Origin of the sequence: Lysobacter defluvii IMMIB APB-9 = DSM 18482 (assembly GCF_000423325.1) — a bacterium.
Lineage (GTDB): Bacteria > Pseudomonadota > Gammaproteobacteria > Xanthomonadales > Xanthomonadaceae > Novilysobacter > Novilysobacter defluvii.
This window is the reverse complement of the sequence record NZ_AUHT01000011.1, coordinates 63,425-87,035: the sequence shown is the minus strand read 5'-3', so window position 1 is coordinate 87,035 and position 23,611 is coordinate 63,425. Positions and strand designations below refer to the sequence as shown.

The window sequence follows — 23,611 nt, the reverse complement described above, 5'->3', positions numbered from 1 at the left end:
TGCCACAGCGCCGTTCAGCCCGCCAGCCGCCCCGGATCGAACGCGGACGGGTCGACCGCCGGCCCGCGTCCCGCCAGCAGGTCCGCCACCAGCTGTCCGGTGCCGGCGCTCATCCCCACCCCCATCATCCCGTGCCCGGTCGCCAGCCAGGTCCTGCGGTGTCCCGGGAGCCGGCCGATGATCGGGACGTCGTCGCAGCTCATCGGCCGCCAGCCGCACCAGCGCTCGCGCACCACCGGTCCGGCCGGTTCGCGCAGGCTGGCGCGGGCGGCACGCTCCAACGCCGCCAGGCGGCGCGGGCGCAGGCGCTCGTCGAAGCCGGAGAACTCCATCGTGCTGCCCAGCCGGAAGCCGCTGGGCCAGCTGGTCACGCACACCGACCAGTCGCGCAGCACCAGCGGCCGCCGCGGGACCAGCGGCGGCGGGTCGTAGGTGATCGAGTAGCCCTTGCCCGGCTGCATCGCGCCGGCCAGCCAGGGTGCGTCGATGGCGCGGGCGAGGTTGGGCGACCAGGCGCCGGCGGCCACCACCACCTCGCGGGCATGCAGGATCCCGGCCGAGGTGTGCAGCGCGGCCCCGGCGGTGGAGTCTTCGAGCCGCTGGAGGGCGCACTCCTCGTCGATCCGGCCACCGCGGGCACGCACCACCCGCGCCAGCTCGTCCACGTAGCGGTCCGGACGCAGCACCGCATCGCCGCGGAAGCGGATCGCGCCCGCGGTCCCGGGCAGCACCGCCGGCTCCTGGGCGTCGAACGCGGGCCCGTCGATGACCTCCACGTCCACGCCCAGTTCGCGGAGCAGGTCGAGCTCGTGCTGCCCGCGCTCGAACGCGGCCGGGCTGCGGAAGACATAGTCCTCCCCGGACTCGGCGAACTCGCAGTCCAATCCGTGCCGGCCGATCCATTCGCACAGGCGCGCGCGCGAGTCGTTGAGCAACAGCGACTTGGCGCGTGCGCTCGCCTCCCAGTCCCGCAGGTTGCAGCGCCCGGCGAAGCGCCACAGCCAGCGCCACAGCCGCGGGTCGACGCGGGGACGGATGTACAGCGGGGCATCGGGCCGCACCATCATCCGCAGCGCCTCGCCGACCCGGCCAGGCGCAGCCAGTGGCGGGGCGTGGCTGGGCGTGATGGTCCCGCAGTTCCCGTGCGAGCTGCCGCTGCCGATGCGCCGTGCCTCGATCACCCGCACCCCGCGCCCGTCCTCCAGCAGCGCGAGCGCGGTGGCCAGGCCGACCACCCCCGCCCCGACCACCACCACGTCGTCGCGCTGCTCCATGGCCGCGAGTCTACGCACCCGCCACGGTCCGGTGCGACGGTGGCTCAGGCGCCCCCGGCGAGCGCTCCGCGACGCAGGGGCGGCCAGTGGCCATGGGTGAAGGCGCGCCAGGCCCATTCGAAAGGACCCTGCCGGTAGCGGCGCAGCCACCAGTGGCTCGCCGCGACCTGCAACGCGAAGAACACCAGCACGCCCAGCACCTGCCCGGCGCGGCCGACCTCGCCCCACAGGCCGAGGCCATGCCCGTAGAAGAGCCAGGTGCCCACCAGCGACTGCAGCAGGTAGTGGGTCAGGGCCATCCTCCCGGCCGGCGCCAGCACGCGCGGCAGGGCACCGCCGCGGCTCGCCAGCAGCAGGAAGGTCGCCGCATAGGCGAGCGCCAGCGGCAGCCCGCCGGCCAGGTGCAGGCCCGCTGCCAGCACGGCTTCGCCCGCCGCCTCGCCTTCAAGGACCGGCGAAGCGGTCAGCTGCAGTGATCCCGCGGTGAGCAGTCCGCCCACCACGTAGCCTGCGGCTGCCAGGCTCAACAGCCTTGCCCGGTGGGCCTGCGGATCAAGTACGACGCCCGACCGAACCAGCCAGCCGCCGATCAGGAACACGCCCAGCAACATCGGCAGCAGGATCAGCTCGTTGGGCAGCATCCGGTGGAGGAACTCGGCGCGCGCGGCGGTCGCCTCAGTCCAGGAGCCGGCGGAGTACGCCGCGACCTCCTGCGCCCGCAGCGACTCCATGTAGGCCGGGACGAGCTCGTACGACGCCAGTTCCTCCGGCCCCGCCGGGACCATGGCCGCGCCGGCCATCACGTACATCCCGACCGGCAGGACCCACAGCGCGATCCCCCAGGCCAGCATCGCCTCGGCACCCACGTTGCGGAACAGCACCAGCAGCACGAGCGCGCCCAGTGCGTATGAGACCAGGATGTCCCCGGCCCACACCAGGAAAGCGTGCGCCAGCCCGATCGCGAGCAGGCCCAGGCAGCGGCGCAGGTAGATCGGCACGAAGGGAGCGCCCGCCGCGCGGGCGCGGTCGAGCATGAGCACGAACCCCATGCCGAACATCAGCGAGAACAGGCCCCAGAACTTGCCCTGCACCAGCACGTAGACCAGCCAGTCGGCGATCGTGTCCAGCGTGCCCTGCCCCGCGCCGACGCCCTGGCCGATGTCGGTCAGAGGCGCGGTGAAGAACTCGACGTTCATCAGCGCGATGCCCAGCAGGGCGAAGCCGCGCAGCGCGTCGAGGTGGTCCAGGCGCCCCGCGGGCGCCGTGATCGGTTGCGTCATTGCATGGTCCCCCTCCCCGGAGGGAAGGGATCATGCATCAGCGAGGGGGCTCAGTGCTCGTGGCCGCCTTCGCCGTGCACGTGGCCGTGGTCGATCTCCTCGGCGCTGGCCTCGCGGACGTCCACGATCTCGATGTCGAAGCTCAGGTCCTTGCCCGCCATCGGGTGGTTGAGGTCCACGTCCACCACGCTCATGCCCACCTTGAGGATGGTGACCGCGCGCGGGCCGAAGTTGGTCGGGAGCACCGCCTGCATTCCGGGCACCAGCTTCGCGCCCTTGAAGTACTTCTTGGGTACGCGCTGGGTCAGACCCTCGCGGACCTCGCCGTAGGCCTCCGCGGCCGGCACGTCGGCGGAGAAGGTGTCGCCGGCCTCGCGGCCGTCCATCGCCTTCTCCAGGCCCGGGATGATGTTGCCGTGGCCGACGAGGATCGCCAGCGGGCCGCTGTCGCGTGAACTCTCCAGCTGCTCGCCGCCCTGTTCGGAAACGGTGTAGTGGAACTTCACGACGCGGTCTTTCTCGATCTTCATGGGCAGGCTCTCTGTTGTTGCCGCCGCGGGCGAAAACAGCGAAGCTGTCGCACGTGACGAGGGCCGCGCATTATCCCGGCAAGCCGCTTCCCACGCCAGTTCGGCGCCTGGGCAGGCGCCCCGTCCCTTCCGCGCCTCTGCTCGCCGCCCTGTTGGGCGCGGTCCTGCTGGCGGGCTGTGGCGGGGGCGGCAAGGCCGTCCGCGCCGATGCCCCGGCCACGCAGCGCAGCTGGGCGACGGTCGCCCCATCCGACCCGGCCGCGGCCAACTCGGTGCTCATGCGCGCCATCAGCCTGGTCGGCACGCCGTACCGGTACGGCGGCAACACGCCCGACACCGGCTTCGACTGCAGCGGGCTGATCAACTACGTCTACCGCGACATGCTCGACCTGGCGCTGCCCCGCACCACCAGCGGGCTTGCCGCCGTGCAGGGTCCCCGGATTGCACCCGAACGGCTGGCGCCCGGCGACCTGGTCTTCTTCGGCCAGCGCGGCAACGTGACCCACGCCGGGATCTACGTCGGCGAAGGCCGCTTCGTCCATGCGCCCAGCAGCGGCGGGACGGTGCGGCTGGACCATCTGGACGGCCACTACTGGCGCGACCACTACAGCGGTGCCCGCCGGGTGCTGTGATCTTCCTGACCGAGTCGAGAACGCGGCCTCTTGATGAAACTGAAGCTGCGACGTGATTCGCGCGCTTTAACTTTGATTTAACGTTTTGTGAACCCGCCGGCGCCTGTTCACCGGCATCATCGCCCGGTGATTTTCTGGTGATGGCTGCGTGATGGCATCGAAGTTCCCCGCACGATCCTCCTCCGACTGCGCCCGGTCCGGGCGCAGTGTCCGCAAGGGCGTCGCACTGGCGTTCCTGCTTGCGCTCCCCGCGGTCCCCGCGCTCGCGCAGGAGGCCGCGGCGCCCGTGGCAACGGCCGCGGCCGCGGACGCTCCGCGGATGTCGGGCACCGGCAGCCTGTCGGGCAACGCGCTGGCGCTCGCCGGTGACATCAACCGCCTGCTGGCGAACGGCAAGGCGGACGCGGCGGCGGAGGGGTACAAGCCCACCGACAGCCGCGTGCGCACGCTTCTCAACAGCGCGCTGACCCTGCTCGGCACCCCGTACCGCTGGGGCGGCACCAGCCCGGAGAGCGGCTTCGACTGCAGCGGGCTGGTCAGCTACGTGTTCCAGCAGGCGATCGGCGTGGACCTGCCGCGCGTCACGCGTGACCAGGCCCGCCAGGGCGAGCGGGTGGCCGACAAGTCGGAACTCGAGGAAGGCGACCTGGTGGTGTTCGGCCGGAAGGGCCGCGTCGACCACGTCGGCATCTACGTCGGCGAGGGCCGCTTCGTGCACGCCCCCAGCGCCGGCAAGGACGTGATGGTCTCCAGCCTGAAGACCGGCTACTGGAGCGGCAAGTACATCGAAGGCCGCCGCATCGCCGGCAGCAGCTGACCGTCTCCGGTCGGCAGCGCCGGTGATCGTGCCGGCGTACCTGCATCACGGGCCGCCGGCGCCCCGGTAACGCTTGGCAGCCTGCTCGATCCCCCTGCCCAGCTCCATGACCTGGCGGGCGTATTCGGCCTCCCTCTGGTCCTCGTCGTCGACCGGCGTCCACGCCGGCACCGGCGTCGGTTGCCCCTCGACCCCGTCGAGCGCAACGAAGACGATCACGCAATGCGTGCATAGCCGCGGCTCGCCACCCATCGGGTCCCGGGCACTGACCTCGACCGTGAAGTGCATGCTGGTGGTCCCGGTGTGCGCCAGCCGGGTGTGCACGGTGACCATGTCGCCGATGCGGATGGGCGCGATGAAGCGGATTCCGCCCACCGCCGCGGTGACGGCGTAGGTGCCACTCCAGCCCACCGCGGCAGCGTACCCGGCCTGGTCGATCCACCGCATCACCACCCCGCCGTGGACCTTCCCGCCGTAGTTCACGTCGACCGGCTCGGCAAGGAAGCGCATTGTCAGCTCACGTTGCGTACCCGTCATCGGTCCACTCCTCTACCTGGATCGTGGACACTGTCGCACCCGTCCCGAGCCACGCGCAAAGATGCCCTACACACCCATCGTCGCGACCCTGGGTTACGTCCTTTCGCCGGATCGGCGCCGGGTCCTGATGATCCACCGCAACGCGCGCGCCGGTGACCACCACCTGGGCAAGTACAACGGCCTGGGCGGCAAGATCGAGCGCGACGAGGACGTGGTGGCCGGCATGCGCCGGGAAATCCGCGAGGAGGCCGGCATCGAGTGCGAGTCCCTCGTCCTGCGCGGCACGATCAGCTGGCCGGGCTTCGGAAAGGCCGGCGAGGACTGGCTCGGCTTCATCTTCCTGGTGACGCGCTACAGCGGCCGGCCGCTGGAGTCGAACCACGAAGGGACCCTGGAGTGGGTCGACCTTGATCGGCTGCACGAACTGCCGATGTGGGAGGGCGACCGCAACTTCCTGCCGCTGGTGTTCGACGACGATCCGCGCGCCTTCCATGGCGTGATGCCGTACGAAGGCGGGCGGATGCTGTCCTGGTGCTACTCCCGGGCCTGAGGCGCCGGCCCCGCGGCGGGGGCGGCGCCGACAGGCACCGTCGTGCTAGTTCTCGCCCTGGGCGCCGTCGATCCAGTCGGAGTACGACTGCATGTCGGGAATGATCGCGCCGCGGCGGTCGGCCGCCTCGACGATCTGGGTGGTGATGAAGCTGTTGCTCATCGCCTTGACCTCCTCGAGGAAGGCATGGTCTTCGGGCAGCGCGTCGATGATCGCCTGCTTCGCTTCATCGGTCAGCCTGCCCTGGGCATCGGTGATCTGGCTTCCGGCCAACCCCCCCAGCTTTTCGGAGATCGTACTGGCCAGGGAGGAGTCACCGAGCATTTCAGCCACCGCCTCCGACACCGGCCCCGCCGCCATGTCGCCCGCCACCGGGATGGTTGAGATGGCGACATCGAGCAGGAAGCCGACCATCTCGTCACGCGCGGCCACATCGGCCTTCAGGTCGATGTAGCCGGCATCCACCGCGTCCTGCATGACCGCGCCGATCATCGCCACGCGGGTGGTCGCATCGCCGATCTCGCGCACGTTGTCACCGTTCTCGGGCTGGTTGCTCACGCGGATGTTGTCGGATACGAACTCACCCAGCAGGTCCATCACCTCGCCGCCGCGCGCACTGTCGGGGTTGAGGGCGGTCAGCCTGATCAGGTTGGACAGGGCCGCCAGGCTCTCGCCGACCACGGTGCTCTCCTCGTTCGACGAGCCGACCGTGTGCGTCGGATCCAGCGGCGTCAGGTCGCGCAGCAGCGTGTCACCGTGGGCGATGAACAGCTCGCTCAAGGCATCCGCGCGTCCCGGGACCGGCTTGTTGCCCACGCCGTAGAACTGGTCGCTGGAGTTCTGGCCCACGTACTCGACCAGGTGCAGCGCATCGGCGGCGGTACCGTGCTCGGCGACGGTCTGGATCACCAGTTCCATCGGGTCGGTGACCCCGACGCCCTCCAACTGGGGCGCACCAAAGGAGAGTCCTTCCTGGCCCACGGCGGCATACAGGGCGTCGCGCTGCTCGGTGGTCAGCCCGCCCAGGGCGTTGTGGATGGCCTGGGTGCCGCCCGACTGTTCCAGCGCGTTGAGCAGGACGCCGATATGCGCACCCTGCTCGGATATGTTCATCATCGGGGGATCGACGAGCAGGCGCTGCTCAAGTACGTCCGCCGTGAACTTTTCCAGGAACTGCCCGGCCTGCGGGCTGTCACTGCCGACCAGCCTGTCCACCAGCGCCTGCAGCCCTTCGGCCTCCGGTGTCATCAGCCCCATCGGCCCGACGGCGGAGGAGCCGAACATCCCGGTGAACTGCAGCGCATCGACCAGGTCGGCTTCTCCATCCAGGTACGCCTGCGCGAACGCATCGGTGATGGCGTCACGCTCCAGGCCGGTGATGCTGCCGCTCTCGACCAGGTTGTCCAGCCGCTCCGGGGTGAGCCAGGACATGGTGGCGCCGCCGTCCTTGTCGAGGATGGCATCCATGAGCTCGGCACGCTCCTGCGGCTCGAGCTTCTCGATCACCTCGGCGAAGTGGTCAAGGCGCGCATCGTAGTTGTCCTGCCACAGGAAGCGGTCGCCTACGTCGAGGATGGCTTCCGCCTGTTCGTTGATGGTGGTCATGCGTGGGAGCCCTGATTGTTCGACCAACCCAATGCTAGGGACCGCTGCAACCATTGCCATCTAGGGCAGATACCAGTGGTCGTCGTAGCCGACGCGCAACGACGCGGATGCATAATGGCCGACTCACCCGTGATCCGAGTCCCGCCATGTCCCTGCAGCCATTGACCAAGTGTGCGCTCGCCGCCACCGTCACCCTCGCTGTCGCCGCCTGTGCCAGCACCCGCCTGCCAGCCCCTGCCCCCACTCCTGCGGCCACCCCGGCCGCAGCCGGCGTGGCCGTGGACGTTCCGGACATCCGCCACCCGGAAGGGGAAAGCGCTTCCTGGTGGTTCCGCGACGGCGCCGCCCAGGCTGCCGCCAATGGCGCCATGCAGGGCACGGCCCGCAACGTGATCCTGTTCGTCGGCGACGGCATGAGCCTGCCGACCGTGGCGGCCGCGCGCATCCTCCAGGGCCAGCTGCGCGGCGAACCGGGCGAGGAAAACCGGCTGGCGTGGGAGCACTTCCCCGCAACCGCGCTGAGCAAGACCTACAACACCGACCAGCAGACTCCCGACTCCGCCGGGACCATGAGTGCCATGGCCACCGGCGCCAAGACCCGCGCCGGGATGATCAGCGTCGCCCAGTCGATGTACTTCGGTGACTGCACCGGCCTTGGCGAAGCCAGGCTGACTTCGCTCTGGGAGCAAGCCGCCGATGCCGGCATGGCGACCGGCGTGGTCACCACCACGCGCATCACCCACGCCACCCCTGCCTCCACGCTGGCCCATTCGCCCAACCGCAACTGGGAGAACGACACCCAAGTGCCGGCCGAAGCGAAGGCGCTGGGCTGCACCGACATCGCCCGGCAGATCGTGGAGAACCCGCACGGCAACGGTCCGCTGGTGATGCTCGGCGGCGGCCGCGCGCACTTCATGCCGTCGGACCAGGTCGACCCGGAGTACCCGGATCGCACCGGCCAGCGCGGCGACGGCCGGGACCTCGTCGCGCTGTGGCAGCAGCGCCACCCGCAGGGCGCCTACGTGTGGAATGCCGAACAGCTCGCCGCCGCCCCCGCGGATGCACCGCTGCTGGGCCTGTTCGAGCCGGGGCACATGCAGTACGAGCACGACCGCCCGCGCGATCCCGCCGGCGAGCCCAGCCTTGCGGAGATGACCCGCGCCGCGATCAGCCGCCTGGCCGCCGCCCCCGAGGGCTTCGTGCTGCTGGTCGAGGGCGGCCGCATCGACCACGCCCACCACGGCGGCAATGCCTACCGCGCGCTCACCGACACCCTGGCCCTGAGCGATGCCGTGCAGGCGGCACTGGACATGACCTCGCGCGAGGACACGCTGATCCTGGTCACCGCCGACCACGCCCACACGATGAGCTTCGTGGGCTACCCCGGCCGCGGCAATCCGATCCTCGGCACCGTCGCCAAGACCGACCGGGACGGCAACGTCGAACAGGCCACCGACCGCGATGGACTGCCCTACACGACCCTGGTCTACGCCAACGGCCCGGGCTACGTCGGGGACGACGGGCGTCCCGACCTGAGCGGCGTCGACACCACCGGCCCCGACTACCTGCAGGAGGCGACCGTGCCGATGGGCAGCGAGACCCACGGCGGGGACGACGTCGGGATCTGGGCGATCGGCCCCGGCAGCCACGCCATCCGCGGCAGCGTGGAGCAGAACGCGATCTACCACTTCATGCTGCAGTCCACGCCGTACCTGCGCGAGGCGTTCTGCGCCACCGGCGGCTGCAACGCCGACGGGGTGCCGGTGGAGCTGCCGCGCCCCTGACCGGCGAGGGTGGTCAGGCGCTGGCGGGCGGCGCCGTCAGAACGGCTTGCCCAGCACCAGCCACAGCACCCCGACCAGCACCAGCACCGGCAACTCGTTGATCCAGCGCAGCGCGCGGGCGGAGGGCAGCGCCTTCCGCCCCGCGTCGTAGGCCTTCAGGCGTGCACCGACGAACAGGTGGAACGCGAAGAGCACGGCGACCAGCGCCAGCTTCGCGTGCAGCCAGCCACCGACCATCCCGAAGTGCAGCGCCAGCGCCAGGCCGGTCACGAGCGCCAGCCCGAACACCACGTGGCCGAAGCGGTACAGGCGCCGCCCCATGAGCACCAGCCGCGCACGGACCCCCGCCTCGCCGCCGGCCTCGGCCAGGTTGACGAGGATGCGCGGCAGGTAGAACACGGCCGCCATGAAGGCGATCACGAACACCAGGTGGAAGGTCTTGGTCCAGACGTAGGCCATGGGATCCCCGGGGAAAAGGAAAGTGGATGCAGCGCGGTAGGATCGCATGATGGCCAAGCAATACGACCGCGACTACTTCGAACGCTGGTACCGCGACCCGGCGATCGGCGGCCCCGCCCGCCTCGCCCGGAAGGTCGCACTGGCGGTGTCGACCGCCGAGTACTATCTGGAGCGCCCGCTGCGCACGGTGCTGGACATCGGCTGCGGCGAGGGCGCCTGGCGTGCGCCGCTGCTGAAGCTGCGGCCGAAGGCGCAGTACCTCGGCTTTGATTCCAGCGGGTACGCCATCGAACGCTACGGCCCGCGCCGCAACCTTCACTTCGCGCGCTTCGCCGACTTCGAGCACCTGCGGCCATGCCCTCCGGCCGACCTGCTGGTGTGCAGCGACGTGCTCCACTACCTGCCGGCGCGCGAGCTGGACCGCGGCCTGCCGGCGCTGGCGGAGCTGTGCGGCGGGATCGCGTTCCTGGAGACCTTTACCCGCGCCGACGGCATCGACGGCGACACCGAGGGGTTCAAGGCGCGCCCGGCGCGCTTCTACCGCGAGCGCTTCGCCGCCATCGGCCTGCAGCCGCTCGGCTCGCACCTGTGGCTGTCGCCCGCCCTGCGCGGGAGCGTGGCCGAACTCGAACTGCCTGCCTGAGGCGGGACGCGGTATCTTCGCCGCTGCTTCCGACCGGAGTACGGAGATGACCCATCCGCGCCTGCCGATGCCGGTGTTGCTCGCCACCCTGCTTGCCGCCTCCCCCGCCATCGCGCAGGGGCCGGAGGAGGAGAGCCCGGCCAGGGCGCCGACGGCACAGGAGATCCTCGACGCGTCCCCGGATTCCGACTGGCGGGAGCCCGATCCGGAGAACACGCTCTACATGGAGCTGGAAGGCGGCCGGGTGGTCATCGAGCTGGCGCCGGGGTTCGCGCCGGAGCACGTGGACAACATCCGCACCCTGGCGCGGGAAGGCTTCTGGGACGGCCTGTCGATCTACCGCGCGCAGGACAACTTCGTCGTCCAGTTCGGCGACCCCGCCGCCGAGGGGGAAGACCGCAAGCCGCTGGGCAGCGCGCGCGAGTCGCTCCCGGCGGAGTTCGAGCGTGCCGGTGCCGGACTCGACTTCGTCCCGCTCCCCGACGTGGACGGCTGGGCACACCAGGCCGGTTTCGTCGACGGCTTCCCGGCCGCGCGGGCGGCCGACGGAACCACCTGGCTCGCCCACTGCTACGGCATGGTCGGCGCCGGCCGCGGCATGGCGCCGGATTCCAGCAACGGCAGCGAGCTGTACGTGGTGATTGGCCAGGCGCCGCGGCAGCTGGACCGCAACATCACCACGGTGGGGCGGGTGATCGACGGCATCGAGCTGCTTTCGGCGACACCGCGGGGACCGGAGCCGATGGGCTTCTACGAGGACCCGTCGCGCCGCATCCCGATCCGATCGGTCCGCCTGGCCAGCGAGGTCCCGGCGCACGAGCGCACCGGGCTGGAGCTGCTGCGCACCGACAGCGCGACCTTCGCCGCGGCCACCGAGGCGCGCCGCAACCGCAGCGACGACTGGTACCACGTGCCGGCGGGCCACATCGACCTGTGCAACGTGCCGTTGCCGGCCCGGGAGCACTGACCCGCGATCCGTCACGCCGCCTTGGCCGCCGGCTGCCTAGCTTTTGAAGCCCCGCTCCAGAGGCAGCCGACCCATGCCGCAATTCCGCATCCGCATCACCGGCAGCGACGACGACGCCCGCGCCATCATCAACCTGCTCACCAGCATCGAGGGCATCGAGCACGTGGAGGAAATCTCCGGCCTGATGCCGAACATGGATGACCCGGACTCCAGCTCGGCCGGGCTGCCCGACGACGAGGGGCCGGGCATGACGCTGGTGGAGGTGGACGCCGGGAACGATGCCACCGCCGCCAAGGTGCGCGACGCCGCGGAGGCGCTGGCCCGCGATCTCGACGTCATCGTCGAGTTCGAGAACAGCGAATACGAGTAAGCGCCGGGCGCCGCGGTCGCGCGTTTCCGCCTAGCGCCGCTGCGCGATCGCCACGCTGCCCAGGATCAGGGCACAGGCGATCCCCATCGCCAGGGTCAGGGGTTCGTCGAGCAGCCACCACGCCCAGCCCACCGCGAACAGGGGCACCAGGTAGGTCACGGTCACCGCGCGGGCGGGGCCGATGCGCTGCACCAAGCGGTAGTACATGGCGTAGGACAGGCCGGTACACACCACGCCCAGCACCACCGCCGAGCCCCAGGCCGGTGCCGACACCGGCGCCTCGGGCCAGCTGGCGATGGCGAACGGCAGCATCAGCAGCGCCGAGGTGCCCAGGGTCGCGGCGGCCAGCGCCGCCTGCGGCACCCCGGACAGGTAGCGCCGCAACAGGTGCACGCCGACCCCGTACATCAGCGCCGCGCTGCAGCCGGCCAGCACGGCCAGGCCGATGCGCTCGCCGGCGGTCTTGCCGCTGGCCAGCACCACCACGCCGGCAAAGCCGACCAGCAGCGCCAACGAGCGCCGCCAGCCGATGCGCTCGCCGAAGACCAGGAACCCGACCAGCGCGGTGAACAGCACCGCCATCGCATTGGTGATCGCGCTGATGCCGGCCGGGGCGTTCTGCGCGGCCCAGGCGAACAGGGCGAAGGGCAGCGCCGAGTTGATCGCACCCACCAGCACCACGCGCGGCCAGATTCGCGCCGGGAAGGAACGCCACTGCCGCGCCAGGAACGGCAACAGCACCAGCGCGCCGAGGCCCAGGCGCAGCTCGGCCAGCGCGGCGGTGCCGAACTCGGGCGCGGCCACGCGCTGGAACATGAACGACACGCCCCAGATCGCGCCCAGGGCGACGATCTCGGCGGTGGTGGCCCAGCCCGGGGTGGCCGCCGCCGGGTCCCCCGCCGGAAGGGGACGCTCGACGGTCGACGGGATGCTGCTCACGGGCTTGCCTGCGATCGGGGAGGAGTGCGTATTGTCGCCGCCCCGGAGCCCCACAGGAACTGCTTTTCCTGTCCGCACGGGCGACAATCCGCTCCCGCACACAGCCACGGACACTCCGATGAACCCGGCACTGCAGCAAGACCTGGCGCGGCTGCTCCTGCGCGTCACGCTCGGCATCCTCATCCTCCTGCACGGGATCGCCAAGCTCGACGGCGGACTCGCCCCGATCGTGGGAATGGTCGAGCGTGCCGGCTTCCCCGGTGTCCTGGGCTACGCGGTGCTGATCGGCGAGATCCTGGCCCCGCTGATGCTCATCGCCGGCTTCCACGCCCGCATCGGCGGCCTGCTGGTGGCGGTGAACATGCTGGTTGCCGTGTTCCTGGCCCACATGGGGGAACTGGGCAGCCTCGGCCGCACTGGCGGCTGGGCGCTGGAACTGCAGGCCATGTTCTTCGTTTCCGGCGTGGTGGTGGCGCTCACCGGCCCCGGGCGCTTCAGCGTCAACGGCCGCTGACGGTGGAGACCATCCCCTTCGAGCTGGAGCCCGGCCACGACTTCGTCGAGCTCAACCAGCTGCTGAAGCTGGTGGGCGTGTGCGAGAGCGGAGGCGCCGGCAAGGCGCTGGTGTCGGCCGGCGCCGTCCGGGTGGACGGCGTGGTCGAGTCACGCCGCACGTGCAAGATCCGCGCGGGCCAGAAGGTACGGGTGGGCGGACTGGAGATCGAGGTCCTTCCCGCCTCCTGAAACAGCACGGCCGCATCCAGGGACGCGGCCGTGCTCTCCTGCGATGCAGCGGTCAGCGGTTGGCGCCCGAACTCCCCGGCTGCGACGAGCCGGTCGAGCTGCCGCTGCCGGTGCCCGTGTTCGAACCCGAGGTGGAGCCGGAGCCTGCCGACCCCATGCTGGACCCGGCACCGGTCCCGGAGCCGGAACCCGACGCGGACCCGGCACCGGATCCCGAACCGGAAGACGAGCCCGAGCTGGCGGCCCGGCTGGTAGGCGTGCTTGGCGCACCGGTTTCGGTGCCGCCGCTGGCGCGCCGTTCCTGCTCCCCCTGGCCGCCGCTGCGGAAGCCCTGCGACCCGCCGCCGCCCATCGAGCCGGACTGCACGCGGATGCGGTTCTCGACATGGCGCACGCCGCCGCACGCGTCCGCCAGGTCCTCGGCGCGGTGCTTCATCCAGCGCTGCTCGACCGTGCCTTCCAGGGTGACCGTGCCGTTGCTGACGCTGACCTCGATGTCGCTGGCGTCGACGTCCGGATCCTCGGTCAGGCGCTCGCACAGGTCCTCGTGGATGCGGGAATCGGAGCGGGTGTAGTTGCGCGGGCCAAAGCCCCGGTACCGTCCGCCCGCCGAACCATACTGTCCGCTGGCGTAGCCGCCCGCGCCGGCCTGGCCGCCGCTGGACTGGGTGTCGGCCGGGTTGACGAAGCTCGGCCGGTCCCACGAATCGGAGGCGTAGCTGTGCTCCTGCGGGCTGCCGTAGCCGGAGCTGCTGCCATAGCCGGTCCCGCGCCGGTCGTCGCGCTGCCAAGCGTAGCTGCCGCGGCCACCACCTTCGCGCTCGCCGAAGCGGTTGTCGCGATGGTCGCCGCCGTGCCCGCGCGCCGAGCCGCCGTAGGAGCCGTACTCGGAATGCAGGCCCTCCCGGCCGTACGCCTGGGCCCTGCCGTAGTCCTGGGACGCGTAGTAGTCGGAGCCATGGCTGGCCTGGCCCTGCTGGTGGGGGCGGGACTGCTGCCACTGGCTCCTGCCGGTGTCCGGGCCGCGCTGCCCGCCGTGCTGGTGGTGTTCCCCGCGGGACCGCTCGTTCATGTCGTTCCTCCAGTCATTCAGCCAGTTGCGCCCGGTCTGCATGGCACGCGCACCCAGCGCGAGCATGTCCTGGGCGACTGCCTTCAGTTCGTCTCCAACGTCGTTGTGCTGGTTTCGCATGGATGCCTCCGTAGCGTCTTCGTTGCGCCCCGCCGTCGCGGGGCGCGCGTGCCCGGCTCTGCGGCCGGGTTCCGGGGGAGGAGGACACCGGGCACGGGCCCGGTGGAAGTCAGCGGGCGCGGCCCGCCCCGGGTGCATCCCCGGGCCGTTCGTCGCGCTGCTCGCCACCGTGGAACTCGCCGCGCTCGTCGCAGAGAGGATGGGTGTTGCGGTCGCCGGTGCCGTGCGGGTACTCGCGCCTGGCGCGGTCCTGCGCGCGCTCGGCGGCCGACTCCGGTTCGGGGCGGTGCTTGTCGTTCATCGGGTGCCCTCCGTTTCCTGGGCACTACAGTGCGGCGCGCGGCATTAAGCCGGCGTGGTGGGCGCGCCGCTCAGGACCGCTTGCCGCCGTCGCTTCCACCATCGGCGGCCAGCGCCGTGTCGTACTCCGACAGCGGACTCTCGGCCGGGCACTGCTGGTCCGGGAACCCGAAGCGGGCGCGCAGCTCGACGCCGCACTCCCCCATCGCGCCTACCTCGTCCTCGCCGACGCGGCACTCGCGATCGAAGGCGCGGAAGAACGCCTCCTTGCGGCGGACGAAGGACTCGCCGCACTTCTGCGCCAGGCGGATGCGCTGCAGGTCGTCGGCCACCGCGTTCTGCCCGGACAGGCCATAGCGGTCGAGCTCCTCGTCCGTGAGCAGGCGCAGGTCACGGTTGGGCACGGTCATCATCAGGTCGGCGACTGCGAACGCGACGCCGTTGCGCTGCAGGTACTCGCGGACCTGGCCGTGGACGGCCTGCAGCTCCTGCTGGAGCTCGGCGCGCGAGGTCGCCGCCGAACCGATTCGGATCATGCGGTGGATGCCGACGTCGCCGGCGATCATGCGCATGTCGCCGGCGGCCAGCAGCAGGACGCAGGAGCTGTGGCACACCGACCCCTCGCGCACCCACAGGGTCCAGCCGGACTCGCCGATGACGTCGCCGGCCCGGATCGCCTCCTCGATCTGCCCGCCGCTGGAATCCAGGTCCAGGATCCGGGACTGGATGCCGAGCGTGTCCGCGAGTTCGACGGTGCGCTCGATCAGCGCGGTGAAATCGGCGGTCACCTTTCCGTCGTAGCGCAGGCGCAGCACGCCGGTGTCGGCGCAGGCAGCCATCGCGCGCCGCATCGCCGAGTACCCGAGGTTGGCGACCGGGACGCCGTCACCCGCCGCGTCGTACTCGGCGGCGCAACTCACCGTCGCCTCCCCGTTCTCGAGCTTGCGCGGCCTCCAGTCGACCACGCGCTCCAGCGGCGCGCCGCGGGGTTCCTCGAGGTCCGGCGCGTTGGCGTCCGACACCGCGCCGCCCGGCTGCTCCTCCGACGGCGGCGTTGCGTCGGCCTGGGTATTGGTCGCCGCGCCGGCTGCCTCTCCGGGACCGGAAGCACCACCCGGTTCGCCCAGGCCGCACCCGGCGAGGACCAGGACGGCGGTTGCGGCGAGGACGCGGACGGGGAGGCGGACCATGGAGTTCGCGGGGCGGACGGGACTCCAGTCTATGTGCTGTCGCCGGCGCGGATGCAACCCGCGGCTAAACAGGTGCCCCCCGCGGCGGCCCCTGGCGGCCGTACCATTCATCTTCGAGGTAGCGCGGCCGGCAGGCGCTCCACGCCGCCCAGGCGAGCACCACCAGGCAGCCGGCGAGGAAAGCGACCGGCCATTCCCATCCCCCGGTCAGGTCGCGCAGCCAGCCCACCAACAGCGGCCCGGCGCAGGCCAGCAGGTACCCCAGCGCGTGGATGAAGCCGGACAGCCCCGCCGACCCCGCCGGCGTGCGCGTGCGCATGTTGATGAGCGTCAACGCCAGCGGGAACGAGCCGCCTGCGAGCCCGAGCATCACCGACCAGGCGATCGGCGCCGCCGCCGGCGCCCACAGCAGCCCGGCGAAGCCGCCCGCGTACAGGGCGAGCATCGGCAGCACCAGGAGGAACGGCTGGCGCATGCGCACCGCCAGGACCGGCACCGCGAGGGAGGTCGCCAGCCCCGCGGCGGAGTACACGCCCAGCATCGCCCCCGCCGCGGCGGGCCCCAGGCCGGCATCGGTCATCCAGCGCGGGATCCAGGTGAACAGCGCGTAGGTCACCAGCGAGGTCGTTCCCAGCAGCGCCACCATCGACCAGGCCAGGGGCGCGCGCCGGATGCGTGCACCCGGCGGCAGCGTCGCGCGGGGAAGCGCCTCGACATCACCGGGGGCGACCCGCGCCAGGCCGTCCCGCCCGGCGCGCAGGAGCCACAGCCACGGCAGCGCGGCCAGCAGTGCCGGGATTACCCACGCTGCCAGCGACACCCTCCACCCCAGTGCCTGCGCCAGCGGCACCGCCACGAACGCCGGCAGCAGCGTGCCCACCTGCATCGAGGTGATGTACATCGAACTGACCGTGCCCACCCGGTCGAAGAAATAGCGCTTCACCAGCGGCGGCAGCACCACGTTGCCGATGCCCATCCCGACGAGGGCCACGGTCGAGGCCACCATCAACCCGACCGTGCCGTCCATCCAGCCGCGGACCAGCAGGCCCGCCGCCGCCAGGCCCATGGCGAGCACCACGGTCCGCTCCAGGCCCAGCCGGTGCACCAACGCCGGGGTGGCGATCCCGAGGACCGCGAAGGCCGCCGTCGGCAGCATCCCGAGCACGCCGGCGGCCAGGGAGCCGAAGCCCAGTTCGCCCCCGACCAGTTCCAGCAGGGGCGTGAGGGAGGTGATGGCGGTGCGCAGGTTGAACGCGGCCAGCGCGATGCCGGCCAGCACCAGGAGCCGGCCGCGCCAGGGAGTGGGGGTAGTCATCCGCCAATGCTACCGGCGCCGCGGGGAATCAGCCGAACGCGGTGCCCACCACGTCCGTCGCGGGGGCGCTGAAGTGCTCCTGCAGGTACTTCTCGCCCTCGTCGCAGAACAGCGTCACCACGGTGCGCAGCTCCGGATGCTGCTCGCGCACGCGCCGCGCCGCCACCAGGTGCGCGCCGGAACTGGGGCCGCACAGCAGCCCGTGCTCGCGCGCCAGCCGGCGCATCTCGGCGATGGCCTCGTCGTCGGATACCGCCAGGTTGTCGCCGACCAGCTCCGCGTGGCGGGCGAAGATGCCGGGGACGAATCCGTCGGAGATCCCCTCGATGGCGTGCGTGTCGACCTCCCCGCACAGGATCGTCCGCGATCCGGAGGGCTCCATCGCGAACAGCCGCACGTCCGGGTTCGCCTCGCGGAAGGCCTGGCCGACGCCGATGAGCGTCCCGCCGGTCCCGACCCCCATCACCAGGGCGTCGGGCAACCGGCCCTCCGGCAGCTGCGCGAGGATCTCCGGGCCGAGCACCACGCGGTTTTCCTCGACGTTGTATTCGGATTCGAACTGGCTCGGGCAGAAGAAGCCGTCCTGCCGGCCCAGTTCGTGCGCGCGCTCGAGGGCGGAATTGACATGGAAGTTGCCGCAGAACTCGACCTCGGCCCCGTAGGCGCGGGAGATCGCCACCCGCTCGTTCGACAGCCCCTCGGGCATCACCACCCGCATCCGGTAGCCCTTCACCGCGGCCACCATCGACAGCGCGTTGCCGGTGTTCCCGCTGGTCGCCTCGACGATGGTGTCGCCGGGCCTGAGCCGCCCCTCCGCCTCGGCCTTCTCGATCATGTAGAGGGCGATCCGGGCCTTGATGGAGCCGGAGGGGTTCATGAACTCGCACTTGGCGAACACCCCGTCGATCTCCAGCAGCGGGGTGTCGCCGATGGCGTCGAGGATCGATTCGGAGACGGAGGAAAAGCGCCGGCTCATGACGAACTCCTGCGGGTCGGGAGGATGACCCTCCCTTGATACGCCACCGGGAATGAAGGCGCGAGCTGCAAAGTGCGGCAGCTTGATCCAGGTCAGGAGCGCGGCCAGCGCGGTGCCACGCTTGATTCCGGGAGCATCCGCCCCCACTGCTGCGGGCCAGGTTCCAGACTCCACGGAGCACCGCCCGTCCATGAGCACACCCGAAACCCGCACCTTCGAAGCCGAGGTCGCCCAGGTCCTGCACCTGGTCACCCACTCGCTGTACTCGCACAAGGAGATCTTCCTGCGCGAGCTGGTCTCCAACGCTTCCGACGCCTGCGACAAGCTGCGCTTCGAGGGCCTGGCCAACCCGGACCTGATGTCCGGGGACGGCGAGCTGCACATCGACGTCAGCTTCGACGAGAAGGCGCGCACGATCACCATCGCCGACAACGGCATCGGCATGTCGCGCCAGGAGGTGATCGAGAACATCGGCACCATCGCCAGCTCCGGCACTCGCCGCTTCCTGGCCGCGATGGCCAGCGAACAGAAGGCCGACGCACGCCTGATCGGCCAGTTCGGCGTGGGCTTCTATTCCGGCTTCGTGGTCGCCGACCGGGTGACCGTGCTGACGCGCCGTGCCGGCGACCCCGCCGACGCGGGCGTGAAGTGGGAAAGCGACGGCCGGGGCGAGTACACGCTGGAAGCGGTCGAGCGTCCGCAGCGGGGCACCGAGGTGATCCTGCACCTCAAGGAAGACGAGGGCGAGTTCCTCTCCGCCTGGAAGCTGCGCGAACTGATCCACCGTTACTCCGACCACGTGGCCTTCCCGATCCGCATGCCGAAGCAGGCGGACGGGGGCGAAGGCGAAGAGGCGGCCACCGGCGAGTGGGAGACCATCAACTCCGCCTCCGCCCTGTGGACGCGGTCGAAGTCGGAGATCACCGACGAGGAGTACCAGGGCTTCTACAAGTCGCTCGGCCACGACTTCGCCGACCCGCTGGCCTGGAGCCACAACCGGGTCGAGGGCAACCAGAGCTTCACCACCCTGCTCTACCTGCCCTCGCAGCCGCCCTTCGACGTGATGATGGGTGGGCGCGACGAGCGCAAGGGCCTGAAGCTGTACATCAAGCGCGTGTTCGTGATGGACGCCGCCGAGGAGCTGCTGCCGCACTACCTGCGCTTCGTGCGCGGCGTTGTCGACGCCGACGACCTGCCGTTGAACGTGAGCCGCGAACTGCTGCAGCAGAACCGCCAGCTCGAGCGCATCAAGGCGAGCTGCACCAAGCGCGTGCTCGACCTGATCGAGTCGCTGGCGAAGAACGAGCCGGAGAAGTTCGCCACCTTCATCAAGGCCTTCGGCAACACCCTCAAGGAAGGCATCGGCGAGGACACGGCGAACCGCGAGCGCATCGCGAAGCTGCTTCGCTTCGCCTCGACCAAGGGGGACGGCGCGGCGAAGTCGGTGTCGCTGGACGACTACATCGGGCGCATGGCCGACGGCCAGGACACCATCTGGTACGTCACCGCCGACAGCCACGCCGCGGCCGCGGGCAGCCCGCAGCTGGAGGCGTTCAAGGCGCGCGACATCGAGGTGCTGCTGCTGTCGGACCGCATCGACGAGTGGATGCTCGGCTACCTGCGCGAGTACGACGGCAGGAAGCTGCAGAGCGTCGCGAAGGGCGAGCTGCCGCTGGACGAAGAGGCGAAGAAGCAGCAGGAGGAGGCCGCGAAGCAGGCCGAGCCGCTGGTGGCGCGGCTGAAGGAACTGCTCGGCGAGCGGGTCAGCGACGTGCGGGTATCCGCCCGCCTTACCGATTCCCCTTCCTGCCTGGTGCTGTCGGAGTTCGACATGGCCCCGCACTTCGCACGGCTGATGCGCGAGGCCGGCCAGGAGCTGCCGGAGAGCAAGCCGACCCTGGAGGTGAATCCAGCGCACCCGCTGGTCCAGCGCGTGCAGTCCGAGGGCGACGAGGGCAATGCCGGCGACATCGCCGCCCTGCTGCTGGAGCAGGCGGAGATCGCCGCCGGCGCCCAGCTGGCCGACCCCGCCGCCTTCGTGCAGCGGATGAACCGGGTGCTGCTGGGCTAGGCAGGCGGGTTCACGCGCCGGGAATGGGCGCGGTGGGAGGCTGCCGGCATACCCTTGTGGAGCCGGCCCATGGAGGATCCCGCCAGCGCCCGCGACCGCATGGTCGAAGTCCAGCTTGCCGGCCGCGGCATCCGCGACCGGCACGTCCTCGAAGCGATGCGCAGCGTGCCACGCGAGGCCTTCCTCGAGGGCGGCATGCGCGAGTTCGCCTACGAGGACAGCCCGCTGCCGATCGGCAGCGGGCAGACCATCTCCCAGCCCTACATCGTCGCGTTGATGATCGAGGCCGCCGGCATCGCGCCCGGCGACCGGGTGCTGGAGGTCGGCGCCGGCTCGGGCTACGCGGCGGCGGTCATGGGCCGGATCGCGGGCCGGGTCCACACCATCGAGCGGCATGCCGCCCTGGCCGACCAGGCCCGCGACCGTTTCAAGCGCCTGGGCTACGACAACATCGAGCTTCGGGTGGGCGACGGCAGCCTGGGGTGGCCGGACGCCGCTCCCTTCGACGCCATCCTGGTCGCCGCCGCCGCGCCGGAGGCTCCGCAGGCCCTGCGTGAACAGCTCGCCATCGGCGGCCGCCTGGTGGTGCCCGTCGGCGACGACGAGCACGGCCAGCGCCTGCGGCGCATCACCCGCACGGCCGAGGACCGTTACGAGCAGGACGACCTGGGCGGAGTCCGCTTCGTTCCCCTGGTCGGCCGGCAGGGATGGCTGGAGGACGGCCGCCAGTCCGCCAGCAACCACGTGCCGGCGCGCAGCCGCAGCGTGCCGGAACTGGTCGCCGACGCCGCCGAGCCGCTGCCTGACGTCGATGACCCCGGGTTCGCCTCCGCTTTCGACCGCTTCGGCGACTTCCGCGTGGTCCTCCTCGGCGAGGCCAGCCACGGCACCTCGGAGTTCTACCGTGCGCGCGCGGCGATCACCCGGCGGCTGGTCGAACGCCACGGCTTCACGATCATCGCGGTGGAAGCCGACTGGCCCGATGCCGCCGCCATCAACCGGTACGTCCGCCACCTGCCCCGCCGCGCGGACGCGCGCCCGGTGTTCCAGCGCTTCCCCACCTGGATGTGGCGCAATGTCGAGGTGGCCGAGCTAGCGGTGTGGCTGCGCCGGCACAACGAGGGACTCGGCGGCGCGCGCCAGGCGGGCTTCTACGGCCTGGACATGTACAGCCTGGGCAGCTCGATCGCCGCGGTGCTGGAGTACCTGGACCGGGTCGACCCCGAGGCCGCCGCCGTCGCCCGCGAGCGCTATGGCTGCCTGACGCCATGGCAGAAGGACCCGGCTACCTACGGCCGCGCGGTACTCAGCCGCGGCTACGGCAAGTGCGAGCGGGACGTGGTCCGGCAGCTGCACGACCTGCTGGCGAGCGAACTGGAGTACGCCGCCGGCGACGGCGCGGAATTCCTGGACGCGGCACAGAATGCGCGCCTGGTCGCATCGGCGGAGCGCTACTACCGCACCATGTACTACGGCGGATCGCAAAGCTGGAACCTGCGCGACACGCACATGTTCGAGACCCTCGGGAACCTGCTCGAGGCCCACGGCCCCGACGCGAAGGCGGTGGTGTGGGCGCACAACTCGCACATCGGCGATGCGCGCCACACCGAGATGGGCTGGTCCCGCGGCGAGCTCAACATCGGCCAGCTTTGCCGGGAGCGCTTCGGTGGCCAGGCCGTGCTGGTCGGCTTCGGCACCCACACCGGCACGGTCGCCGCGGCCACCGACTGGGATGGGGAAATGGAGATCAAGAAGGTGCGGCCGTCGCGCCGGGACAGCGTCGAGCGGCTGTGCCACGACAGCGGGGTGGCGCGATTCCTGCTCGACCTGCGCGAAGGCCGCCGTGAGGCGTTGCGCAAGCGCCTGATGGAGCCGCGGCTGGAGCGCTTCATCGGCGTGATCTACCGCCCGGAAACCGAGCTGCAGAGCCACTACGCCGAGGTGGTGCTGCCGGAACAGTTCGATGCCTGGACGTGGTTCGACGAGACCACCGCGGTGTCGCCGCTCACGCCGGAGCGGCATGGCAGCGGGATGCCGGAAACCTGGCCGTTCGGCCTGTGAGCCGCGGGTTTCCCCCAATGGCGGGGTAGGAAAACGCCGCATAGAGTGGCGGCGACCGGGCGATCCCGCCGCCCGCATGCGCCCGCCATGTCTTTCGACGCGCCCAAGCTCGACCTGCCGCTGCCGCCTCCATCCTGGCTGGAAAGCCTGCATGCCCTGCCCGGCCTGCTCCGGCCCGACGGTGCCACGCGGATGGACCCGCGGATCCTCAAGGCCGACCCGGCCGACGTCGAGTTCCAGCTCGATGAAGGCTCGGTGCGCATCCACGACGAGAAGCAGGGCCAGTGGAACACCACCTACGTCGCCACCGCGGACATGCGGGTGTCGGCACCGGGCGGGGCCACCACCGAAGTGCCGGTGCGCTACGAGGTCACGATCCGCAACGAGAACGCGACGCCCGAACAGATGCGCGCGGTGAACCCGTTCGACCCGTCGACACTGCCCCCGCGCACCCGCGTCGAGGTCCACGGCGCCGATTACGCCGTCACGGCACTGGAGCCGTCCCTCGCGGCCCTGGCCGAAGCCAATGGCCTGGATAGCGTGGCCGACCTGCGGCTGTCGCTGGAGATGACGGAGAAGAAGGGCCTGCGGGTGATGAGCGGCCCCGAACAGCTGTTCGACGCACCGCGCGACGGCGGCCCCGCGTCCTACCCGTCCGAGCGCGAGGATTTCACCCGCCACACCAGCATGCTGTCCGATGCCGCCGGTGCCGACCGCGCCGGCTACTCCCGGATGCTGCTGACCGGCCAGCCGCCGGACGGAACCGTGATCCTGGCGGAGGACGTCGAGGCGAACGAGGTGCGCGGCACGGTCGCCGAGGCCGGCTCGGGGGAGGTCAACGACATCACCTGGACCCTGGACGAGCACGGCCGTCCGGCCTCGGCGGAGGCCACGCTGACCTGGGAACCCTCCAGCCGCGGCCGCGACTCCGATCGGATCGAGGGCAACGCGCAGAGCAGGTTCCGCGTCGACAACGAAATGAAGGGCACCGGCGACGACGTCGGCCACATCTTCGCCTACCGGTTCGTCAACGGGCACGGCCCGGTCAACATGTTCCCGCAGTTCGGCCTGTTCAACCGCGGCGCCTACGCGCGGATGGAACAGGAGTGGAGCGACTGGCTGGGCAAGGGCATGGAGGTCGAGATCGAGGTGGAGCTCGTCGGCGAGCCGGGCTCCCACCGTCCCGACGAGGTGCACGTCGACTACCGGGTGGTCGATCCCGACAGCGGCAACGTCGTCTACGACCCGGCGCTGATCGCATTCGCCAACACGGACGGCCAGGCCTTCGACGCGATCGCCGACTCCGCCATGGACGACATGATCGACACTGCGATGGCCTGAAGCCAGACTGGCGGCAGGCATCACGCGACGGGAC

Annotated in this window: 24 protein-coding genes; 12 read left to right on the top strand and 12 right to left on the bottom strand. The window is 71.0% G+C overall.

Going from position 1 to position 23,611, the window contains the following annotated elements; translation table 11 throughout:
- Positions 1–14: 14 nt before the first annotated feature.
- From G545_RS0109650 to G545_RS0109640, 3 genes are read right to left on the bottom strand one after another with little or no spacing between them, the layout of a single operon-like run.
- On the bottom strand, positions 15–1,274 hold the full coding sequence (locus G545_RS0109650) for an NAD(P)/FAD-dependent oxidoreductase (RefSeq protein ID WP_027070203.1): 1,260 nt from the start codon (positions 1,272–1,274) through the stop codon (positions 15–17).
- Positions 1,275–1,318: 44 nt separating this feature from the next.
- On the bottom strand, positions 1,319–2,554 hold the full coding sequence (locus G545_RS0109645) for a DUF418 domain-containing protein (protein WP_027070202.1): 1,236 nt from the start codon (positions 2,552–2,554) through the stop codon (positions 1,319–1,321).
- A gap of 50 nt (positions 2,555–2,604) precedes the next feature.
- Positions 2,605–3,084, bottom strand: coding sequence for an FKBP-type peptidyl-prolyl cis-trans isomerase (locus G545_RS0109640; protein WP_027070201.1), 480 nt, complete (start codon positions 3,082–3,084; stop codon positions 2,605–2,607).
- Positions 3,085–3,128: 44 nt separating this feature from the next.
- Between G545_RS0109640 and G545_RS0109635 the strand changes: the two genes are divergently transcribed.
- Both G545_RS0109635 and G545_RS14325 read left to right on the top strand, forming a co-directional pair.
- On the top strand, positions 3,129–3,716 hold the full coding sequence (locus G545_RS0109635) for a C40 family peptidase (protein ID WP_081677850.1): 588 nt from the start codon (positions 3,129–3,131) through the stop codon (positions 3,714–3,716).
- 151 nt (positions 3,717–3,867) lie between these two features.
- The gene (locus tag G545_RS14325; RefSeq protein ID WP_081677836.1) at positions 3,868–4,533 is read left to right on the top strand and encodes a C40 family peptidase; all 666 of its coding nucleotides are present in this window, start codon (positions 3,868–3,870) and stop codon (positions 4,531–4,533) included.
- A 45-nt stretch (positions 4,534–4,578) separates the two neighbouring features.
- Here the strand turns inward: G545_RS14325 and G545_RS0109625 are convergent, their stop codons facing one another.
- Complete coding sequence (locus G545_RS0109625) at positions 4,579–5,070, bottom strand: acyl-CoA thioesterase (protein ID WP_027070199.1); 492 nt, start codon at positions 5,068–5,070, stop codon at positions 4,579–4,581.
- A gap of 61 nt (positions 5,071–5,131) precedes the next feature.
- Between G545_RS0109625 and G545_RS0109620 the strand changes: the two genes are divergently transcribed.
- On the top strand, positions 5,132–5,620 hold the full coding sequence (locus tag G545_RS0109620) for an NUDIX hydrolase (protein WP_027070198.1): 489 nt from the start codon (positions 5,132–5,134) through the stop codon (positions 5,618–5,620).
- 45 nt (positions 5,621–5,665) lie between these two features.
- On the opposite strand, the gene G545_RS0109615 is transcribed toward G545_RS0109620, so the two are convergent.
- Complete coding sequence (locus G545_RS0109615; protein WP_027070197.1) at positions 5,666–7,225, bottom strand: hypothetical protein; 1,560 nt, start codon at positions 7,223–7,225, stop codon at positions 5,666–5,668.
- Between the two features lie 146 nt (positions 7,226–7,371).
- Here G545_RS0109615 and G545_RS0109610 point away from each other — a divergent pair, with 146 nt between their 5' ends.
- Positions 7,372–9,009, top strand: a complete 1,638-nt coding sequence (locus G545_RS0109610) for an alkaline phosphatase (RefSeq protein ID WP_052106535.1) — start codon at positions 7,372–7,374, stop codon at positions 9,007–9,009.
- 36 nt (positions 9,010–9,045) lie between these two features.
- Here the strand turns inward: G545_RS0109610 and G545_RS0109605 are convergent, their stop codons facing one another.
- Positions 9,046–9,468, bottom strand: a complete 423-nt coding sequence (locus G545_RS0109605) for a CopD family protein (protein ID WP_027070195.1) — start codon at positions 9,466–9,468, stop codon at positions 9,046–9,048.
- A 49-nt stretch (positions 9,469–9,517) separates the two neighbouring features.
- Here G545_RS0109605 and G545_RS0109600 point away from each other — a divergent pair, with 49 nt between their 5' ends.
- From G545_RS0109600 to G545_RS0109590, 3 genes are all read left to right on the top strand, one after another.
- On the top strand, positions 9,518–10,111 hold the full coding sequence (locus G545_RS0109600) for a class I SAM-dependent DNA methyltransferase (protein ID WP_027070194.1): 594 nt from the start codon (positions 9,518–9,520) through the stop codon (positions 10,109–10,111).
- 46 nt (positions 10,112–10,157) lie between these two features.
- Positions 10,158–11,078 (top strand): peptidylprolyl isomerase, encoded by a 921-nt coding sequence (locus G545_RS0109595; protein WP_231553155.1) that lies wholly within the window; start codon positions 10,158–10,160, stop codon positions 11,076–11,078.
- A gap of 73 nt (positions 11,079–11,151) precedes the next feature.
- Positions 11,152–11,448 carry a hypothetical protein gene (locus tag G545_RS0109590; RefSeq protein ID WP_027070192.1) on the top strand — a complete coding sequence of 99 codons (297 nt, stop codon included), beginning with the start codon at positions 11,152–11,154 and terminating at the stop codon, positions 11,446–11,448.
- Between the two features lie 30 nt (positions 11,449–11,478).
- On the opposite strand, the gene G545_RS0109585 is transcribed toward G545_RS0109590, so the two are convergent.
- Positions 11,479–12,378 carry a DMT family transporter gene (locus G545_RS0109585; protein ID WP_052106536.1) on the bottom strand — a complete coding sequence of 300 codons (900 nt, stop codon included), beginning with the start codon at positions 12,376–12,378 and terminating at the stop codon, positions 11,479–11,481.
- A 127-nt stretch (positions 12,379–12,505) separates the two neighbouring features.
- On the opposite strand from G545_RS0109585, the gene G545_RS0109580 reads away from it, so the two are divergent.
- Together G545_RS0109580 and G545_RS0109575 are read left to right on the top strand one after the other, a co-directional pair.
- Positions 12,506–12,901: a DoxX family protein gene (locus G545_RS0109580; protein WP_027070190.1), complete on the top strand. Its 396-nt coding sequence runs from the start codon at positions 12,506–12,508 to the stop codon at positions 12,899–12,901.
- Between the two features lie 2 nt (positions 12,902–12,903).
- On the top strand, positions 12,904–13,131 hold the full coding sequence (locus G545_RS0109575; protein WP_027070189.1) for an RNA-binding S4 domain-containing protein: 228 nt from the start codon (positions 12,904–12,906) through the stop codon (positions 13,129–13,131).
- Between the two features lie 52 nt (positions 13,132–13,183).
- On the opposite strand, the gene G545_RS15030 is transcribed toward G545_RS0109575, so the two are convergent.
- From G545_RS15030 to G545_RS0109550, 5 genes are all read right to left on the bottom strand, one after another.
- Positions 13,184–14,323 (bottom strand): BON domain-containing protein, encoded by a 1,140-nt coding sequence (locus G545_RS15030; RefSeq protein ID WP_052106534.1) that lies wholly within the window; start codon positions 14,321–14,323, stop codon positions 13,184–13,186.
- Between the two features lie 109 nt (positions 14,324–14,432).
- On the bottom strand, positions 14,433–14,624 hold the full coding sequence (locus tag G545_RS0109565) for a hypothetical protein (RefSeq protein WP_027070188.1): 192 nt from the start codon (positions 14,622–14,624) through the stop codon (positions 14,433–14,435).
- A gap of 70 nt (positions 14,625–14,694) precedes the next feature.
- On the bottom strand, positions 14,695–15,813 hold the full coding sequence (locus G545_RS0109560; protein WP_231553154.1) for a COG3904 family protein: 1,119 nt from the start codon (positions 15,811–15,813) through the stop codon (positions 14,695–14,697).
- Between the two features lie 64 nt (positions 15,814–15,877).
- The gene (locus G545_RS0109555) at positions 15,878–17,128 is read right to left on the bottom strand and encodes an MFS transporter (protein ID WP_027070186.1); all 1,251 of its coding nucleotides are present in this window, start codon (positions 17,126–17,128) and stop codon (positions 15,878–15,880) included.
- A gap of 28 nt (positions 17,129–17,156) precedes the next feature.
- Positions 17,157–18,104: a PLP-dependent cysteine synthase family protein gene (locus G545_RS0109550; RefSeq protein WP_027070185.1), complete on the bottom strand. Its 948-nt coding sequence runs from the start codon at positions 18,102–18,104 to the stop codon at positions 17,157–17,159.
- 190 nt (positions 18,105–18,294) lie between these two features.
- Between G545_RS0109550 and htpG the strand changes: the two genes are divergently transcribed.
- The 3 genes from htpG to G545_RS0109535 all read left to right on the top strand — a co-directional run bounded on the left by htpG (position 18,295) and on the right by G545_RS0109535 (position 23,577).
- A complete protein-coding gene (gene htpG / locus G545_RS0109545; protein WP_027070184.1) occupies positions 18,295–20,175 on the top strand; it encodes a molecular chaperone HtpG in 1,881 nt (626 codons plus the stop codon).
- 69 nt (positions 20,176–20,244) lie between these two features.
- Entirely contained in the window at positions 20,245–22,236 is a 1,992-nt protein-coding gene (locus tag G545_RS0109540; protein WP_027070183.1) for a protein-L-isoaspartate(D-aspartate) O-methyltransferase, read from the top strand.
- Positions 22,237–22,323: 87 nt separating this feature from the next.
- Entirely contained in the window at positions 22,324–23,577 is a 1,254-nt protein-coding gene (locus G545_RS0109535; protein ID WP_027070182.1) for a DNA/RNA non-specific endonuclease, read from the top strand.
- Positions 23,578–23,611 lie beyond the last annotated feature (34 nt).

Bases quoted from the DNA above. Each gene is read 5' to 3' on its own strand.
- G545_RS0109650 (WP_027070203.1), bottom strand. From the start codon at position 1,274: ATGGAGCAGCGCGACGACGTGGTGGTGGTCGGGGCGGGGGTGGTCGGC.
- G545_RS0109645 (WP_027070202.1), bottom strand. From the start codon at position 2,554: ATGACGCAACCGATCACGGCGCCCGCGGGGCGCCTGGACCACCTCGAC.
- G545_RS0109640 (WP_027070201.1), bottom strand. From the start codon at position 3,084: ATGAAGATCGAGAAAGACCGCGTCGTGAAGTTCCACTACACCGTTTCC.
- G545_RS14325 (WP_081677836.1), top strand. From the start codon at position 3,868: ATGGCATCGAAGTTCCCCGCACGATCCTCCTCCGACTGCGCCCGGTCC.
- G545_RS0109625 (WP_027070199.1), bottom strand. From the start codon at position 5,070: ATGACGGGTACGCAACGTGAGCTGACAATGCGCTTCCTTGCCGAGCCG.
- G545_RS0109620 (WP_027070198.1), top strand. From the start codon at position 5,132: ATGCCCTACACACCCATCGTCGCGACCCTGGGTTACGTCCTTTCGCCG.
- G545_RS0109615 (WP_027070197.1), bottom strand. From the start codon at position 7,225: ATGACCACCATCAACGAACAGGCGGAAGCCATCCTCGACGTAGGCGAC.
- G545_RS0109610 (WP_052106535.1), top strand. From the start codon at position 7,372: ATGTCCCTGCAGCCATTGACCAAGTGTGCGCTCGCCGCCACCGTCACC.
- G545_RS0109605 (WP_027070195.1), bottom strand. From the start codon at position 9,468: ATGGCCTACGTCTGGACCAAGACCTTCCACCTGGTGTTCGTGATCGCC.
- G545_RS0109600 (WP_027070194.1), top strand. From the start codon at position 9,518: ATGGCCAAGCAATACGACCGCGACTACTTCGAACGCTGGTACCGCGAC.
- G545_RS0109595 (WP_231553155.1), top strand. From the start codon at position 10,158: ATGACCCATCCGCGCCTGCCGATGCCGGTGTTGCTCGCCACCCTGCTT.
- G545_RS0109590 (WP_027070192.1), top strand. From the start codon at position 11,152: ATGCCGCAATTCCGCATCCGCATCACCGGCAGCGACGACGACGCCCGC.
- G545_RS0109580 (WP_027070190.1), top strand. From the start codon at position 12,506: ATGAACCCGGCACTGCAGCAAGACCTGGCGCGGCTGCTCCTGCGCGTC.
- G545_RS15030 (WP_052106534.1), bottom strand. From the start codon at position 14,323: ATGCGAAACCAGCACAACGACGTTGGAGACGAACTGAAGGCAGTCGCC.
- G545_RS0109565 (WP_027070188.1), bottom strand. From the start codon at position 14,624: ATGAACGACAAGCACCGCCCCGAACCGGAGTCGGCCGCCGAGCGCGCG.
- G545_RS0109560 (WP_231553154.1), bottom strand. From the start codon at position 15,813: ATGGTCCGCCTCCCCGTCCGCGTCCTCGCCGCAACCGCCGTCCTGGTC.
- G545_RS0109555 (WP_027070186.1), bottom strand. From the start codon at position 17,128: ATGACTACCCCCACTCCCTGGCGCGGCCGGCTCCTGGTGCTGGCCGGC.
- G545_RS0109550 (WP_027070185.1), bottom strand. From the start codon at position 18,104: ATGAGCCGGCGCTTTTCCTCCGTCTCCGAATCGATCCTCGACGCCATC.
- htpG (WP_027070184.1), top strand. From the start codon at position 18,295: ATGAGCACACCCGAAACCCGCACCTTCGAAGCCGAGGTCGCCCAGGTC.
- G545_RS0109540 (WP_027070183.1), top strand. From the start codon at position 20,245: ATGGAGGATCCCGCCAGCGCCCGCGACCGCATGGTCGAAGTCCAGCTT.
- G545_RS0109535 (WP_027070182.1), top strand. From the start codon at position 22,324: ATGTCTTTCGACGCGCCCAAGCTCGACCTGCCGCTGCCGCCTCCATCC.